Origin of the sequence: Comamonas sp. 7D-2, from assembly GCF_022749555.1 — a bacterium.
Taxonomy (GTDB): domain Bacteria; phylum Pseudomonadota; class Gammaproteobacteria; order Burkholderiales; family Burkholderiaceae_C; genus Comamonas; species Comamonas thiooxydans.
The window spans coordinates 911,406-927,615 of the sequence record NZ_CP094238.1 but is presented as its reverse complement, the minus strand read 5'-3'; the positions used below and the strand labels follow the sequence as shown (position 1 = coordinate 927,615).

General features: G+C 61.9%; 13 protein-coding genes. 6 read left to right on the top strand and 7 right to left on the bottom strand.

Going from position 1 to position 16,210, the window contains the following annotated elements:
- Positions 1-218: 218 nt before the first annotated feature.
- The 3 genes from MPZ60_RS04180 to MPZ60_RS04170 all read right to left on the bottom strand — a co-directional run bounded on the left by MPZ60_RS04180 (position 219) and on the right by MPZ60_RS04170 (position 5,179).
- On the bottom strand, positions 219-638 hold the full coding sequence (locus MPZ60_RS04180) for a gamma-butyrobetaine hydroxylase-like domain-containing protein (RefSeq protein WP_003065996.1): 420 nt from the start codon (positions 636-638) through the stop codon (positions 219-221).
- Between the two features lie 74 nt (positions 639-712).
- Positions 713-1,150, bottom strand: coding sequence for an HIT family protein (locus tag MPZ60_RS04175; RefSeq protein ID WP_034357570.1), 438 nt, complete (start codon positions 1,148-1,150; stop codon positions 713-715).
- Between the two features lie 111 nt (positions 1,151-1,261).
- Complete coding sequence (locus MPZ60_RS04170; RefSeq protein ID WP_034357568.1) at positions 1,262-5,179, bottom strand: FAD/FMN-binding oxidoreductase; 3,918 nt, start codon at positions 5,177-5,179, stop codon at positions 1,262-1,264.
- A 102-nt stretch (positions 5,180-5,281) separates the two neighbouring features.
- Here MPZ60_RS04170 and MPZ60_RS04165 point away from each other — a divergent pair, with 102 nt between their 5' ends.
- The 6 genes from MPZ60_RS04165 to ugpQ all read left to right on the top strand — a co-directional run bounded on the left by MPZ60_RS04165 (position 5,282) and on the right by ugpQ (position 10,976).
- Positions 5,282-5,500 carry a hypothetical protein gene (locus MPZ60_RS04165; protein ID WP_131324692.1) on the top strand — a complete coding sequence of 73 codons (219 nt, stop codon included), beginning with the start codon at positions 5,282-5,284 and terminating at the stop codon, positions 5,498-5,500.
- Between the two features lie 182 nt (positions 5,501-5,682).
- On the top strand, positions 5,683-6,996 hold the full coding sequence (ugpB, locus tag MPZ60_RS04160; protein WP_034357566.1) for a sn-glycerol-3-phosphate ABC transporter substrate-binding protein UgpB: 1,314 nt from the start codon (positions 5,683-5,685) through the stop codon (positions 6,994-6,996).
- 122 nt (positions 6,997-7,118) lie between these two features.
- Entirely contained in the window at positions 7,119-8,000 is an 882-nt protein-coding gene (ugpA, locus tag MPZ60_RS04155) for a sn-glycerol-3-phosphate ABC transporter permease UgpA (protein WP_034357563.1), read from the top strand.
- A 2-nt stretch (positions 8,001-8,002) separates the two neighbouring features.
- Positions 8,003-8,851: a sn-glycerol-3-phosphate ABC transporter permease UgpE gene (gene ugpE, locus MPZ60_RS04150; protein WP_034357561.1), complete on the top strand. Its 849-nt coding sequence runs from the start codon at positions 8,003-8,005 to the stop codon at positions 8,849-8,851.
- 65 nt (positions 8,852-8,916) lie between these two features.
- On the top strand, positions 8,917-9,924 hold the full coding sequence (locus MPZ60_RS04145) for a sn-glycerol-3-phosphate import ATP-binding protein UgpC (protein WP_003065985.1): 1,008 nt from the start codon (positions 8,917-8,919) through the stop codon (positions 9,922-9,924).
- Between the two features lie 275 nt (positions 9,925-10,199).
- Entirely contained in the window at positions 10,200-10,976 is a 777-nt protein-coding gene (gene ugpQ, locus MPZ60_RS04140; RefSeq protein WP_034357558.1) for a glycerophosphodiester phosphodiesterase, read from the top strand.
- Positions 10,977-11,177: 201 nt separating this feature from the next.
- On the opposite strand, the gene MPZ60_RS04135 is transcribed toward ugpQ, so the two are convergent.
- The 4 genes from MPZ60_RS04135 to MPZ60_RS04120 all read right to left on the bottom strand — a co-directional run bounded on the left by MPZ60_RS04135 (position 11,178) and on the right by MPZ60_RS04120 (position 16,057).
- Positions 11,178-12,161, bottom strand: a complete 984-nt coding sequence (locus tag MPZ60_RS04135) for a tripartite tricarboxylate transporter substrate binding protein (RefSeq protein ID WP_233425097.1) — start codon at positions 12,159-12,161, stop codon at positions 11,178-11,180.
- Between the two features lie 183 nt (positions 12,162-12,344).
- Positions 12,345-13,973, bottom strand: a complete 1,629-nt coding sequence (locus MPZ60_RS04130) for an SEL1-like repeat protein (protein WP_034357555.1) — start codon at positions 13,971-13,973, stop codon at positions 12,345-12,347.
- 189 nt (positions 13,974-14,162) lie between these two features.
- A complete protein-coding gene (locus MPZ60_RS04125; protein WP_034357553.1) occupies positions 14,163-15,056 on the bottom strand; it encodes an N-formylglutamate amidohydrolase in 894 nt (297 codons plus the stop codon).
- A gap of 11 nt (positions 15,057-15,067) precedes the next feature.
- Positions 15,068-16,057, bottom strand: coding sequence for a tripartite tricarboxylate transporter substrate binding protein BugE (locus MPZ60_RS04120; RefSeq protein WP_034357551.1), 990 nt, complete (start codon positions 16,055-16,057; stop codon positions 15,068-15,070).
- Positions 16,058-16,210 lie beyond the last annotated feature (153 nt).

Here is a 16,210-nt window from a genome sequence, read left to right as displayed (position 1 = left end):
CTTGCGCGTACAGCGACAACCCCGTATGGCTACAGGCTTTGAAGCACTATGGTTTTTGGAAGGAATTCGCCTTGAGCGCTTATTTCACATGCGCTGCCAGCTATTGGAAATATAGCACCAGCCTCAATAACCCTGTACCGTATGCATGGGCTATGTGGCGTGTACGGGACGTTGCTGCCGGCTTTTGAGCCGACATGCAAGCCCCTGGGAGTCAAAGCTCAATGCACGCTGCAGCCATGACCGCCGGCGCCCTTCTCGGGCATGGGCGTGTCGCGCTCCATCCCGGCCTCTTCAAGGCGCTGCAGATATTGCTGCCACAGAGCATCCTGCTGGCTGCCCAGCTGGTAGAGGTATTCCCAGGTGTACAGACCGCTTTCATGCCCATCGCTGAAGAAGGGCTTGATGGCGTAGTTGCCGACCGGCTCTATGGTGTTGATGCCCACATCGCGCTTGCCGGTCTGCAGCACTTCCTGGCCCGGGCCATGGCCTTGCACCTCGGCCGAGGGCGAGTACACGCGCAGCAACTCGAACGGGATGCGGAAAGTCTTGCCGTCCGAATAAGAGACCTCCAGCACGCGCGATGCGCCATGCACGGTCAATGACTGGGGGGTGGGAGTATTGGCTTGCAGTCCTGCCATGGTTCTCTCCTAATCAATGCATAAAAGGGCAGCCTCAAGCTGCCCTTTGAATCTCCCGTCGGAGACGAAAAACATCACGCGGCCCAGAGGGCCAACGCCTTTTGCAGCACTTCATCCACCTGCGGCAGCTGGCGGGCAATCGCAGCTTCGCGCTCTTCATCGCGCTCGCGCTGGGCCGCAGCCCAGACGGAAGCGGGAAAGTGGCTGTCCCAGTCATAGCGCGCAATCACATGCCAGTGCAGATGTGCCACCATATTACCGAGCGCCGCCAGGTTGATCTTGGTCGGAGCCAGCTGCTCGCGCAGCACGCGCTCGACCAGAGCCACGGCATCCATGCAGACAATGCGATCCGCCGCGCTCAGATCCGAGAACTCGGCCGCATGCTCATTCCAGACCACGCGATAGAAGGCCGGAAAGCCTGCCTCCACAGCTCGAATCACACGCAGCTTGTCGCCGCGCCAGACCAGCGCACCGCCATCGGCAATGCACAGAGGACAATTTTCAACCAGCATCTGAAATCTCCATTGCAATGCTTCTCGATGTGACCCCAGCAAAGGCCGGAGACACCGAGGCAGGTCCGCCCCGGCCTCCCTTGGGGAAGGAGCGGAGCGACTCAGGGGGCATCACACCAGCACACGCTCGATACCGCCCTGGTTGGCGCGATTGACATACTCGGCCATCCAGTTCTCGCCCAGAATGTCGCGCGCCATCTCGACCACGATGTAGTCGGCTTCGAGCAGACCGTTGTTCAGATCGTTGCCATAGCGGCTCAGGCCCTGCAGGCAGCTGGGGCAGCTGGTCAGGATCTTGACGTTGTCCTGGGCACCCAGCTGGCCGTTGTCACGCAATGCGGCCTCGCCCTTGCGAATCTCCTCGGTCTTGCGGAAACGGATCTGCGTGGAGATATCGGGACGCGTCACCCCCAGCGTGCCGGATTCGCCGCAGCAGCGCTCGCTCTTGAGCACGTTGTCCCCCATCAAGGCCTTGACGGTCTTCATCGGGTCCTGCTGCTTCATGGGCGTATGGCAGGGGTCGTGGTACAGGTAAGCACCCTTGTTCTGCAGCGTGATGCCCTTTTCGAGCAGATATTCGTGGATGTCGATGATGCGGCAGCCGGGGAAGATCTTGTCGAACTGGTAGCCCTGCAACTGGTCATAGCAGGTACCGCAGCTCACCACCACGGTCTTGATGTCCAGATAGTTGAGCGTGGTCGCCACACGGTGGAAGAGCACACGGTTGTCCGTGATCATCTTCTCGGCCTTGTCGAACTGGCCCGAACCGCGCTGGGGATAGCCGCAGCACAGATAACCGGGTGGCAGCACGGTCTGCACGCCGGCATGCCAGAGCATGGCCTGCGTGGCCAGACCCACCTGACTGAACAGGCGCTCCGAGCCGCAGCCGGGGAAGTAGAACACCGCCTCGGTGTCCGACTTGGTGGCCTGCGGGTCGCGGATGATGGGCACGTAATCCTTGTCTTCGATATCCAGCAAGGCGCGCGCCGTCTTGGTGGGCAGACCACCGGGCAGCTTCTTGTTGATGAAGTGAATCACCTGCTCCTTGATGGGAGCCGTGCCCACGGATGCGGGCGGATGCGCGGTCTGCTTCTTGGCGACAGCCCCCAGCACGTCGGCCGCCAGGCGCTGGGCCTTGAAGCCCACGCCCACCATGGCCGTGCGCATGAACTTGATGGTGTCGGGGTTCGTGGCATTGAGCATGGCCATGGCCAGCTTGTTGCCGGGACGGAAGCTCTTCTTGTCCATCTTGCGCAGCAGATTGCGCATATTCATGGTCACGTCGCCAAAGTCGATCTTGACCGGGCAGGGGTTGAAGCACTTGTGGCAGACCGTGCAGTGGTCGGCCACGTCTTCGAATTCCTGCCAGTGCTTGATGGACACGCCACGGCGTGTCTGCTCTTCGTAGAGGAAGGCCTCCACCAGCAGCGAGGTGGCCAGAATCTTGTTGCGCGGTGAGTACAGCAGATTGGCGCGCGGCACATGGGTGGCGCACACGGGCTTGCACTTGCCGCAGCGCAGGCAGTCCTTGACGGAGTTGGCGATGGCGCCGATGTCCGACTGCTGCATGATGATGGATTCATAACCCATCAGGCCGAAGCTGGGCGTGTAGGCATTGGTCAGATCGGCAAACATCAGCGACTCGCGCGGCGAGCGACCGTCATGACTCTGGTGCGCCAGGGCATCCCACTCTTCGTTGCGGATCAGCTTGCCCTTGTTGAAGCGGCCTTCGGGGTCCACACGCTTCTTGTAATCGGCAAACGGTGCCAGCTCGGCATCCGAGAGGAATTCCAGCTTGGTGATGCCGATGCCGTGCTCGCCCGAGATCACGCCGTCCAGACTGCGCGCCAGCTCCATGATGCGGGCCACGGCTTCGTGCGCGGTCTGCAGCATTTCATAGTCGTCGGAGTTGACGGGGATGTTGGTGTGCACATTGCCGTCGCCGGCGTGCATGTGCAGGGCCACCCAGACACGGCCCTTGAGCACGGTCTGGTGAATCTCGTTGACCGACTCGCGCAGCGGCTGAAAGGCAGCGCCCGCGAAAATCTTGGACAGCGGCTCCTTGAGCTGGGTCTTCCAGCTCGCACGCAGGCGGTGATCCTGCAGCTCGGGGAACAGCGTGGCCACGCCGTCCAGCCAGCCCTGCCAGAGCTCGCGCACCTCGGCCACCAGCGCCAGGGCCTGCTGCACGCGGTCTTCCAGCAGTTCGGCACTGGGGATGTCGCCGGCATCGTCGCTCTTGCCCAGGGGCAGATCGGAGTGCTTGAAAAAGCCGCTCAGCTCGTCGCAGAGCTTGAGCTTGTTGCGCAGCGACAGCTCGATATTGATGCGCTCGATGCCATCGGTGTACTCGGCCATGCGCGGCAGCGGAATCACCACGTCTTCGTTAATCTTGAAGGCGTTGGTATGGCGCGAGATCGCTGCCGTGCGCTTGCGGTCCAGCCAGAACTTCTTGCGCGCCTCGGCGCTGACGGCGGTAAAGCCCTCGCCGTTGCGTGAATTGGCGATGCGCACCACCTCGGCCGCCACGCGGGCCACTTCGTCGGCATCGTCACCGGCGATATCGCCCAGCAGCACCATCTTGGGCAGACGGCCGTTGCCCTTCTTGCTCTTGGTCGCGTAGCCCACGGCCTTGAGGTAGCGGTCGTCCAGGTGTTCAAGGCCGGCCAGCAGCACGCCCGAGCGCTTTTGCTCGGCGAACATATAGTCCTTGATCTCGACGATGGAGGGCACGGCATCCTTGGCATTGCCGAAGAATTCCATGCAAACGGTACGTGTATGCGCCGGCATGCGGTGCACCACCCAGCGCGCGCTGGTGATCAGGCCGTCCGTGCCTTCCTTCTGGATGCCGGGCAGACCCGAGAGAAATTTGTCGGTCACGTCCTTGCCCAGGCCTTCCTTGCGGAAGGTGTGACCGGGGATGTCCAGGCGCTCGGTGCGCACATGGGTCTTGCCGTCCGCCTCGAAGTACTTCAGCTCGAAACAGGCCATCTCGGCATCATGGATCTTGCCGAGGTTATGATCCAGGCGTGTGACCTCCAGCCATTGCGCATCGGGCGTGACCATGCGCCAGGACACCAGATTGTCCAGGGCAGTACCCCAGAGCACGGCCTTTTTGCCGCCCGCGTTCATGGCGATATTGCCGCCTATGCAGGAGGCCTCGATGGAGGTCGGGTCCACGGCGAACACAAAGCCGCCGCGCTCGGCCGCATCGGCCACACGCTGGGTCACCACACCGGCTTCGGAGTAGATGGTGGGCACTTCGTGATCCACGCCGGGAATCATGCGCATCTCGACTTCGGTCAGCGCTTCCAGCTTCTCGGTGTTGATGACCACCGAGCGCCAGGTCAAAGGTATGGCACCACCCGTGTATCCGGTACCGCCTCCTCGCGGAATGATGGTCAGACCGAGTTCGATGCAGCCCTTGACCAGGCCGGCCATCTCGGCTTCGGTATCGGGCGTCAGCACGACAAACGGGTATTCGACGCGCCAGTCGGTCGCATCGGTCACATGGGCCACGCGCGACAGACCGTCGAACTTGATATTGTCCTTGGCGGTATAGCGACGCAGCGTCTTCTGCGCGCGGCGGCGCAGTTGCTCGGCCTCGACAAAAGTGGCGTTGAATTCATGCACGGCGCGGTGGGCCGCTTCCACCAGCTGACCCACCAGCTGATCGCGCAGCGCATCCTCGTTGGGCTCGCGGCGCTTGTCGATCTCGGCCAGGCGATGCTCCAGCGCCTCGACCAGCGACTTGCGGCGGTCGGGGTTGTGGATCAGGTCGTCCTGAAGATAGGGATTGCGCTGCACAACCCAGATATCCCCCAGCACTTCGTAGAGCATGCGGGCGGATCGGCCGGTACGGCGTTCCTGACGCAGCTGATTGAGCACATCCCACATGGATGAGCCCAGCAGACGAATCACAATCTCACGGTCAGAGAACGATGTGTAGTTATAGGGAATCTCGCGCAGTCGTGCGGGTTCGGCAGCCTGGGCCTGGAGGGCGGCAGCCAACGCAATCGGTACATTCATGGGGGTAGACCGTGTCGGGCGCCCTCTGTGTGGCGCCCCTAAGCCAGTGGGATGACGATTTTAAGCGACGGAGGCTCAGCCATGCTTTGCTATGGGTTCTGAGTGGCCAGCCCTGCTATCGCCAAAGCAGCAAGCCCCATCGGCATTTCGCAGGCGATCCGCTGCATGACGATGCACAAAGGCGCTGCGAACCCGTTCACCGCTGCACGCAGCCAAAGGGTAGATGAATCTTTCATAGGCTATTTAGACAAAAATCATACATTTCCGAATCAAAAACAACTCAATACGAAAGACTACCAACAACAAACGAAATGCCGTTGACCTAGAATGGCGCAGCTTCGCGCACCATCAGATGTCACCGGATCGTCATACAAAGGCTTGTGACTGCGGGTTCTGCCCATGGTGCGGCGCGTTGCCCATGCAAACAATGACATCCATATGTCATACGGATGACTTAGTGTGCATCACCGCATATTTCGTCAACGATCGTTAGAGGAGCCTTCATGCAATTCAAGCAACTGGCCATGGCCGCCGCCGTCGCCGCTACTACTTTCTCGGCACAAGCCGTCACCGAAATCCAATGGTGGCACTCGATGACTGCCGTGAATAACGAGTGGGTCAATGACCTGGCCAAGCAGTTCAACGAAAGCCAGAAGGATTACAAGGTCGTGCCCACGTTCAAGGGCGTGTACGACGAATCCATGACGGCCGCGATTGCAGCCTTCCGCTCGGGCAACGCCCCTCACATCCTGCAGGTGTTTGAAGTGGGTACCGCCACCATGATGGCTTCCAAGGGTGCGACGGTGCCCGTGGGCAAGGTGATGCAGGACGCCGGCGTCGCTTTCGACCCCAAGACCTACATCCCCGCCGTGGCCGGTTACTACACGGCCCCCAACGGCCAGATGCTGAGCTTCCCCTTCAACAGCTCGACGACCATCTTCTACTACAACAAGGACGCCTTCAAGAAGGCCGGCCTGAACCCCGACGTCGCCCCCAAGACCTGGCCCGAAGTCTTTGCTGCCGCCAAGAAGCTCAAGGAAAGCGGCCACAGCTGCCCCATGACCCTGGCATGGCAAGGCTGGACCCAGCTGGAGTCCTTCTCCACCTGGCACAACGTGGAATTCGCCACCGAGCACAACGGTCTGAGCGCCAACGGCTACAAGGCGCGCATGAAGATCAACTCGCCTCTGCACGTCAAGCACATCGACAACCTGGCCGCAGCTGCCAAGGCTGGCGAGTTTGTCTACAAGGGTCGCGCCTCCACTTCCCAGGCTTCGTTCACCGCCGGTGAATGCGCCATGATCCAGACTTCGTCCGGCTTCTACGGCGATGTGGCCAAGAACGCCAAGTTCAACTACGCCCTGGCTCCCCTGCCCTACTATCCCGATGTCAAGGGCGCTCCCCAGAACACCGTGATCGGCGGCGCTTCGCTGTGGGTCATGGCTGGCAAGAAGGCCGAAGAGTACAAGGGCGTGGCCAAGTTCTTCGAGTTCCTGTCGCAGACCAAGGTACAGGCCGCTTCGCACCAGCGCACCGGCTACCTGCCCGTGACCATGGCGGCCTATGACCTGACCGAAAAGTCCGGTTTCTACGCCAAGCACCCCGGCACCGACACCGCCGTGACGCAGATGATCCGCAAGGTGACCGACAACTCGCGCGGCATCCGTCTGGGCAACTACGTGCAGATCCGTACCATCGAGGACGAAGAACTCGAACAGGTGTGGGCTGGCAAGAAGACCGGCAAGCAGGCGCTGGACTCCATCGTGAGCCGTGGCAACGAACTGCTGGCTCGCTTCGAGCGCTCCTACAAACAGTAAACCCTCCAGGCACCCGCAAGGGTGCCGCCAAGGCCTGCGGGGCCTTCAAACAAGGCTCTGCACCCCCAAATACCCCGTTGACTGCACCCAGGCTCCGGCGGTTTTTTTATTTGTAACTCCTCATGGAAAAACGCGTTCTTTTCCGATCCAAGTGGCTTCCCTGGGTGCTGATCACCCCCCAGCTACTGATCATCGGCATCTTCTTCTTCTGGCCCGCCGGTCAGGCTGTGCTCCAGTCATTCCAGATGGAAGACGCGTTCGGCATGAGTACCGAATGGGTTGGCCTGGACAACTTCCGCCAGTTGTTCGCCGACCCCACCTATCTGAATTCCTTCAAGCGCACAGCACTGTTCTCGGTGCTGGTGGCCGGCGTCGGCATTGCCGTTTCGCTGGCTCTGGCCATCTTTGCGGATCGCATCATCCGCTTTGCCATGGTCTACAAGACCTTGCTGATCATCCCCTACGCAGTGGCTCCCGTGATCGCAGGCGTGCTGTGGGTCTTCATGTTCTCGCCCTCCATCGGTGTGGTGACCCATTACATGGGCAAGCTGGGCTATGAATGGAACCATCTGATGAACGAAAACCAGGCCATGGCCCTGATCGTCATCACCTCGGTGTGGAAACAGATTTCCTACAACTTCCTGTTCTTCCTCGCCGGACTGCAGTCCATTCCCAAGGCACTGATCGAAGCCGCGTCCATCGACGGTGCCGGCCCATGGCGACGCTTCTGGAACATCCAGCTGCCGCTGCTCTCGCCCACCACCTTCTTCCTGCTGGTGATCAACGTCGTCTACGCCTTCTTCGACACCTTCGGCATCATTGATGCAGCCACGCAGGGCGGCCCCGGCCAGTCCACATCGATTCTGGTCTACAAGGTCTACCAGGACGGCTTCAAGGCGCTGGACCTGGGCGGCTCCGCAGCCCAGTCCGTGATCCTGATGCTGATTGTTGTCGTGCTGACTGTGATCCAGTTCCGCTATGTTGAAAAGAAAGTGCAGTACTGATCATGGTCGATCGTAATCCCTGGCTTGCCTTCATCTCCCACGCCGTGCTGCTGCTGGGCGTGGCCATCGTGGCCTTTCCGCTGTATCTGGCGCTGGTCGCATCCACCCATACGGCGGACGCCATCGTGCAGTCCCCCATGCCGCTGCTGCCCGGCTCGCATATGTGGGAAAACTACCGCGACGCCCTGCTCGGTTCGGGCAAGCTCGGCTCCAACACCAATGTCGTGCAGATGATGTGGGTGAGCTTTGTCGTGGCCATGGTCATCACCGTGGGCAAGATCGCCATCTCGCTGCTGTCGGCCTTTGCCATCGTCTACTTCCGCTTCCCGTTCAAGATGGTCTGCTTCTGGGCGATTTTCCTGACGCTGATGCTGCCCGTGGAAGTGCGTATCCTGCCCACCTACAAGGTCGTGGCCGAGCTGGGCATGCTCAACAGCTACGCCGGCCTGACCCTGCCCCTGATTGCTTCGGCAACCGCCACCTTCCTGTTCCGTCAGTTCTTCCTGACCGTGCCGGACGAGCTGGTGGAGGCCGCCCGCATCGACGGCGCCGGCGCCATGCGCTTTTTCAAGGACATCCTGGTGCCCTTGTCCAAGACCTCGATTGCCGCGCTGTTCGTGATCCAGTTCATCTACGGCTGGAACCAGTACCTGTGGCCGCTGCTGATGACCACCTCGGAAGACATGTACCCCGTGGTGATCGGCATCAAGCGCATGCTGGCCGGTGGTGAAGCCGCTGTGGACTGGAACATTGTGATGGCGACCGCCATTCTGGCCATGCTGCCCCCGACAGCCGTGGTGATGCTGATGCAAAAGTGGTTTGTCAAAGGCCTGGTGGATACCGAGAAATAAAGCTCGCCCCCACTGCCTCCACCACCTTCTTTTGACCCATTGAACGAATACCTGGAATACCTCTCATGGCATCCATCTCCCTGAAGAACATCGTCAAGCGCTACGGCTCCGGCAAGTCCGCCGTACCCGTCATCCACGGCATCAACGTCGAAATCAACGACGGCGAATTCATCGTGCTGGTCGGCCCCTCGGGCTGCGGCAAGTCCACCCTGCTGCGCATGATCGCCGGCCTCGAAGAAATCACCGACGGCGACCTGCTGATCGGCAGCAACAAGGTCAACGACCTGGAGCCCGCCAAGCGCAATATCGCCATGGTGTTCCAGAACTACGCGCTCTACCCCCACATGAGCAACTACGAGAACATGGCCTACGGCCTGAAGCTCGCCAAGGTGCCCGAGGACGAGATCAAGCGCCGCGTGGACAAGGCTGCCAAGATTCTGGAGCTGAGCCATCTGCTGGACCGCAAGCCGCGCCAGCTCTCCGGCGGCCAGCGCCAGCGCGTGGCCATGGGCCGCGCCATCGTGCGCCAGCCCCAGGTCTTTCTGTTCGACGAGCCCCTGTCCAATCTGGACGCCAAGCTGCGCGGCCAGACCCGCCTGGAAATCCAGAAGCTGCACGCCGAGCTGGGCATCACCAGCCTGTTCGTGACCCACGACCAGGTCGAGGCCATGACCCTGGCCCAGCGCATGGTGGTGATGAACGGCGGCAATGTGGAGCAGTTCGGCACGCCCGAAGAGGTCTATCACACGCCCGCCTCCACCTTTGTGGCTGGCTTCATCGGCTCTCCTCCCATGAACCTGCTCAAGCACTCGCCCAACGGCAAGCCCGGCATGATCCTGGGCATCCGTCCCGAGCATATCGACCTGGTGGAAGCCGGCGGCGTGGAGTTCAAGGTCCAGACCGTGGAACTGCTGGGCGCCGAACGCCTGCTCTATGGCAAGGTGGGCGACGAAGACGTCACCGTGCGCGTGGAAGAAGGCAAGCCCTATCCCAAGCCCGGTGAAACGGCCCGCATCTCGGCGCGCGAAGACCGCCTGCACTGGTTCAACGCCGAAACCGGCAAACGCGTATAAATCGAAACACCCCCTGAGCGGCTTGGCCGCTTCCCCTGCTGGGCGCCTGGCGCCCGAGGGGGACGGCAACTTCGCTGCGAGGCGGCCCTGTCCCGGTGCCCTGGCACCGTGAATGCGCAGCCCTCAAGAACGAGTCCACGGACGCCAATGACCGACTCAATCTCATCGCATGCATACGCTCATGACTGCAGAATTCCTTCTGCCATAAACTTCTCCAAGCGCCCAAGCCCACGCTGACGGCGCTTTTTTCACGTCTACATGGGCGCAAATCCACTATGACTACTGCTTTGAAACCCTGGCCCTACCCTCGTTGGGTGGCCCACCGCGGCGCCGGCAAGCTGGCACCGGAGAACACCATGAGCGCCTTCCGTCTGGGCGCGCAGCATGGCTACCGCTTTTTTGAATGCGATGCCAAGCTCAGCCAGGACGGCGTGCTGTTTCTGATGCATGACGCCACGCTGGAGCGCACCACCAACGGCCACGGCATTGGCGGCGAACTGAGCATGGGCGAGATCGCCCAGCTCGACGCCGGCAGCTGGCACTCGCGCGCCTATGCGGGCGAGGCCCTGCCCACGCTGGAAGCCCTGGCACGCTGGTGCCTGGCCAACCATCTGCACCTGAATGTGGAAATCAAGCCGACCCCGGGCCAGGAACTGGAAACCGGTCGTGCCTGCGGCGAGCTGATGCAGCGCATCTGGCCGCAAACCGAGGTACAGCCGCTGTTCACCTCGTTCAAGTCCGAGTCGCTCAAGGGCGCCCGCGAGACCGCAGCCCATATTCCGCGCGGCCTGCTGGTGGACAAGCTGGCCGATGGCAACGGTGACGCCGACCTGAAACTGGCCCTGGAGCTGGACTGCAGCGCCATGGTGCTCAACCATGCGCTGTGGACGCCCGAGCTGGTGGCCAAGGTGCATGGCGCAGGCCTCTACTGCAGCAGCTACACCGTCAACGACCAATGGGCCGCACAGCGCCTGATAGACCTGGGCACGGACGGCATCATCACCGATCGTGTGGACATGTTCAGCCCCGCACAGACAGGCGATCAGCTGTAAATCAGTAGCTGCTTACGCAGATCCACCTTGAATTTCAGTATCAATCAATGCTGAATTTCTCTCTAATCAAGCGCAAGCAGCTTCGATACCCATAGCAAAACAAAAGCCCGGCCACCCAAAGTGACCGGGCTTTTTTGCGTTCACCACCTTCAATACTGGCACTGACAATTCAGGGCAGCCGCGCAAGGGCCTCAGGGGGTGTCAATCCAGTTTCGTACCCGAGGCCTTGACGGCTGCCGCCCAGCGCGGAGTCTCGCTGGCCAGGAACTTGCCGAAGGCCTCGGAGCCGAGGAAGGCCGGATCGGCGCCCTGCTCCACCATGCGGCTCTTCACATCGGGCAGGTTCATCACCTGCTGGAAGGCATTGCTGAGCTTGGCCGTCACCTCCTTGGGCAGGCCGGCAGGAGCGAGAAAGCCATAGAAGCCCACTACCTCGAAGCCCTTGAGGCCGGACTCTATGGCGGTCGGCACCTCGGGCAGCGCGGGATTGCGTTCCTTGCTGGTCACGGCCAGGGCGCGCACCTTGCCCTGCTTGTGATAGGCCGCAGCCTGAGGAATGCTCTCGGCCATGAACTGCACCTGGCCACCGATCAGATCGGTGAACGCAGGCGCGCTGCCCTTGTAGGGAATGTGCACCAGGTCCACGCCTGCAGCGCTCTTGAACATCTCGGGCACCAGATGGCTGATGCCGCCGTTGCCGGCCGAGCCGAAGTTGATCTTGCCGGGGTTGGCCTTGGCATAGGTCGTGAACTCGGTCAGCGTCTTGGCCGGCACCTTGTTGTTGACCAGCAGCGCCAGCGGCTGCATGGCGGTGCGGGCAATCGGCGTGAAATCCTTGAGCGTGTTGTAGGGCAACTTGCTGTAGAGCGCAGGGTTGATGACCATCACGCCGGTATTGGCCAGCATCAGCGTGTAGCCGTCGGCGGGCGAGCGCATCACGTCCTGCGCCCCCACCGAGCCGCCCGCTCCGGGCTTGTAATCCACCACCAGCGGCTGACCGAGCACGCCCTGCAGCTTGTCGGTCAGCAAACGGGCATGCTGGTCCAGCGGGCCGCCGGCGGGAAAGCCCAGCACGATGCGAATCGGCTTGGTGGGGAAGGCGTCCTGAGCCTGTGCGCCCGCGGACAAAAGCAGGCCTGCGCCAGCCATCAGGCCGGCCAGTATGTTCATTGAAGTCTTCTTCATTGTTGTCTCCTTGGTTTTAGAAATCATCGGCCGCACAAAGCGCTGTCCGGGCAGCCTGATCTGGTAGCCAGCCTGCGCTGGATAGCAGCATTCGAGCCATGATTTGAGCCATGGCGGGAGCCGGCCGGCATAAAAAAGCGCTTCTCGATGGAAGCGCTTGGGTGCCTGAGTGCCAAGCGGCAATCAGCGCTTGGGCTGCCAGGCCAGCGCCTTGTTCTGCTGCTCGGCCACCTGGGCAATGCTGAGCTTGTTGGCCGCTTCGTCGCGGCGCTTGGCGGCATCGCCGCCCAGCTCCATGGCCGCCAGGTTGTACCAGAAGTAGGCCCTGGCATTGTCACGCGGCACGCCCTGGCCCTGTGCATAGACCATGCCCAGGTTGTACTGGGCAGCGGCATCGCCCTGCTCGGCCGCACGCTGATACCACTGCACGGCCTTGCCGTAGTCGCGCGCAGCGCCCTGGCCTTCGGCGTACATCACGCCCAGGCGATTCTGTGCACCAGAATGACCTTGCTCGGCTGCCGCGGCATACCACTTCATCGCCTGAGCAGGGCTGGCGGCACCGCCCTGGCCATCGGCATACAGACGCGCCAGGTTGAACTGGGCCGAGGCATCGCCCTTGTCGGCTGCGCGGCGGAACCACTGCATGGCCGTCGCATAGTTCTGCGGCACACCACGGCCTTCGGCGTACAAGGTGCCCACGTTGTTGATGGCGGCGGCATGGCCTTGCTCGGCCGCCTTCTGATACCACTGCAGGGCCGTGCCGTAGTTCTGGGGCGTGCCCAGACCTTCGGCATAGATGGTCCCCAGGTTGTACTGGGCATCGGCATGATTCTGGTCGGCCGCGCGCTGGAACCATTGCGCCGCATAGGCAGGGCTTTGCTCCACACCCAGACCGTAAAGATACAGACGGCCCAGATGGTTCTGGCCGTCGGCATTCCACTGCTCGGCACTCTTCTGGAACCAGGACGCCGCCAGCTTGTAGTCGCGCGGAACACCCACGCCATCCATATACATGCGGCCCAGGCTGTTCTGGGCCCTGGCATCGCCCTGCTCGGCAGCGCGCTGCAGCCACTGGGCAGCCTGCACGGGGTCCAGCTTCACGCCCACGCCGTCGGACAGCATGGAGCCCAGCTGGTTCTGCGCTTCCGCATGGCCTTGATCGGCGGCTTTCTTGAACCAGTCTGCAGCCGTCATGTAGTTCACGGCCACGCCATTGCCCTTGAGGTAGCGCTGGCCCAGCTCGAACTGGGCCGTCACATGGCCTTGTGCAGCGGATTTTTCCAGCCACTGGGCAGCGGTGCTGAAGCTCTGGGGCACGCCCAGACCTTCCTGATAGAGGTGGGACAGGTTGTACTGGGCCACGGCATTGTTCTGCTGCGCCGCGCGGCCGTACCACTGGGCAGCCTCGCGATAGTTCTGCGGCAGGCCCTGGCCGTTGGCATACAGCGCCCCCAGACTGTTCTGGGCACCCGCATGCCCCTGGGCTGCGGCCTTGCGGAACCATTGCGCGGCCGTGGCGGCATTCTGGGGCACGCCCTGTCCATGCACATACATTTCGCCCAGCTGGTTCTGCGCCTTGGCATCGCCGCGCTCGGCAGCCTGCAGCGGACCGGCAGTGGAGGCCACGCGTGTGCCAGCAATCGGCAGCGGGCCGTATTGCAGGCGGCTGAATTCAAACTGGGGACCCGATGTGGCGGCTCTGGAATCGCGCAAAAAATTCATGCGACCTTCCGCACCGGTTTGCGCGGATGCGCTCTGGGCAAAGGCCGCCAGACTCGACATGACCAGCGCTGCGATGGGAGTGAACTTCATTCCGGTACGATTCCTAGACGCTTGTTGTTACATCAGACATACGATGACACCAACCTGCGAGCGTAACTGATTCTGATAGCAGCTTCGATAAGGAATCCCTCAATCGCGGCATCCTAGCCACAGTTTTTTGACATTTGACCGTGACATGAAAAAGCCCGGCAAAGCCGGGCCTGGAGCGATGGACTGGTTTCAGCCTCTGGTCATCTGCTGGCGCACATAGTCCGCCAGCACCTGCATGAGCTCGGCAAAATGCCTGCGCAGCGGCTCGAAGCCGGCATTCGGTTCGCGCGTGTCCTCATCCATATAGACGGGGCGACGGATCTCGATCTGCATCGAGTGGCGATTGAGCTGCGGCTGGCCTATGCGCCCGATCAGCTCCACACCCTTGTAGGGCTCGTTGTAGGCCACGCTGTAGCCGAAGCCCTTGAGCGTATCGCCCACCAGATGGATGAACTCGGGCGCGCAGGTCGTGCCGTCGCGGTCGCCCAGTACGAAGTCGGCCAGCGGCGGCGCATCGCTGCGTCCCAGTCGCTGGTACACATCGTTGGGCATGGAGTGCAGATTCAGGTGCCACACGGCCCCGAAGCGCGCCACGCTGTCGTCGATGGCCTGCGCCAGCGCCGCGTGATAGGGGCGCCAGTAGCGCTCGATACGGTGCTGCACTTCGGCCACGGTGCGCTTGCGCTCATACAAAGAAGTGGCCACGCCGGCCTTGCTGATGCGCTGCCAGATCAGGCCCAGCCCCTGCTGTGTCTTGATGCTGGGCGACAGCGGCACCGGCCACTCGCCCTCGATCTGCGCAGGGTCCAGGTCGGACTCGTTGCGATTGGGATCGACATAGGTACGCGGAAAAGTCGCTTCCAGCAGCGTGGCGCCGAACTCGGGCCAGCGGTCCCAGAGCGCGGCCACATGCGTGTCCTCGCCGCGACGCAGCAGACTCATGGGCACGACGGTGCCGAAGTCCTCGGGGTAGGCCGTGCCGCTGTGCGGCGAGTCGCAGACTATGGGCAGAACCTCGCCCCGGGCCGGGTGCACCAGCACCGGCTCGGCCGGTCTGGCTTGCAGAAAATCAGGCACAGACATTCAAACCTTCATCAGTCCAGCTTGATATTGGCGCGCTTGGCCACGGCCGTGTAACGCTCGATCGCGGTCTTGATCTGCTTGGCAAACTGCTCGGGCGTGTTGCCCATGGACTCGCCGGAGATGGACTTCTGCTTTTCCAGATAGTCGGCCGAAGCCATGACCTTGTGCGCCGCAGCGTTGAGCTTGTCGATGATCGCTTTGGGTGTGCCCGCAGGCGCCACCAGGCCGAACCAGCCGCCGTCACCCATCTGGGGATAGCCCAGCTCGGTATAGGTGGGCACATCGGGCAGCACATCGCTGCGCTTGAGTGCCAGCACGGCCAGAGGACGCAGCTGGCCGGCCTTGATATGCGGCAGGGTCGAAGGCAGGTTGTCCGTCATGGCATTGACCTGCCCGCCCAGCGCATCGGTAATGGCCTGGCCCGCACCCTTGTAGGGAATGTGCAGCAACTGGATACCAGCCAGATTCATGAAGTTCTCGATATTGGCATGACCCAGGGAACCCGTGCCCGGCGATGCAAAGGTGTACTTGTCGGGGTTGGCCTTGGCCAGTGCAATGAATTCCTTCATGGTCTTGGCAGGCACGCTGGCGTTCACCACGAACACGCTGGGCACGCTCATCACATTGGTGATGGGAGCGAAGTCCTTGATCGCGTCATAAGGCAGCTTGCGGAAGATGGCCGGATTGGAGCCATGGGTGGACACCGTGGCCATGCCGATGGTGTAGCCGTCGGGTGCCGCCTTGGCGATTTCAGTCGCCCCGATGGAGCCGCCCGCGCCGCCCTTGTTGTCCACCACCACGGACTTGCCGAGCACCGTGCTCATTTTCTCGGCCAGCAGACGCGCCACCATGTCGGTGGACCCGCCGGCGCCAAAGGGCACAACCAGGCGGATGGGGCGATTGGGGTAGTCAGCTGCGGCATTGGCAGCGAACGCGGGGGACAGCGCGGCTGCCGCTGCGCAGGCGGCAATGGACGACAGAACGGTACGACGAATGGCCATGCGGCTTCTCCTTGGATCTCTTGAAAGACTGGTTATGGGCCGGTTCAGAGCGTTTCACCGGACGCTCCGACCTTTGTTTCATTCTGTGCCCCAGACCGCATGGCGAAAAGCGACAAGACGGCACGCAAGTATTACCAACCGTCATAATCCAAA

Excerpts from the sequence above, each read along its gene's own strand:
- MPZ60_RS04180 (WP_003065996.1), bottom strand. The coding sequence starts at position 638 with ATGGCAGGACTGCAAGCCAATACTCCCACCCCCCAGTCATTGACCGTG.
- MPZ60_RS04175 (WP_034357570.1), bottom strand. The coding sequence starts at position 1,150 with ATGCTGGTTGAAAATTGTCCTCTGTGCATTGCCGATGGCGGTGCGCTG.
- MPZ60_RS04170 (WP_034357568.1), bottom strand. The coding sequence starts at position 5,179 with ATGAATGTACCGATTGCGTTGGCTGCCGCCCTCCAGGCCCAGGCTGCC.
- ugpB (WP_034357566.1), top strand. The coding sequence starts at position 5,683 with ATGCAATTCAAGCAACTGGCCATGGCCGCCGCCGTCGCCGCTACTACT.
- ugpA (WP_034357563.1), top strand. The coding sequence starts at position 7,119 with ATGGAAAAACGCGTTCTTTTCCGATCCAAGTGGCTTCCCTGGGTGCTG.
- ugpE (WP_034357561.1), top strand. The coding sequence starts at position 8,003 with ATGGTCGATCGTAATCCCTGGCTTGCCTTCATCTCCCACGCCGTGCTG.
- MPZ60_RS04145 (WP_003065985.1), top strand. The coding sequence starts at position 8,917 with ATGGCATCCATCTCCCTGAAGAACATCGTCAAGCGCTACGGCTCCGGC.
- ugpQ (WP_034357558.1), top strand. The coding sequence starts at position 10,200 with ATGACTACTGCTTTGAAACCCTGGCCCTACCCTCGTTGGGTGGCCCAC.
- MPZ60_RS04135 (WP_233425097.1), bottom strand. The coding sequence starts at position 12,161 with ATGAAGAAGACTTCAATGAACATACTGGCCGGCCTGATGGCTGGCGCA.
- MPZ60_RS04130 (WP_034357555.1), bottom strand. The coding sequence starts at position 13,973 with ATGAAGTTCACTCCCATCGCAGCGCTGGTCATGTCGAGTCTGGCGGCC.
- MPZ60_RS04125 (WP_034357553.1), bottom strand. The coding sequence starts at position 15,056 with ATGTCTGTGCCTGATTTTCTGCAAGCCAGACCGGCCGAGCCGGTGCTG.
- MPZ60_RS04120 (WP_034357551.1), bottom strand. The coding sequence starts at position 16,057 with ATGGCCATTCGTCGTACCGTTCTGTCGTCCATTGCCGCCTGCGCAGCG.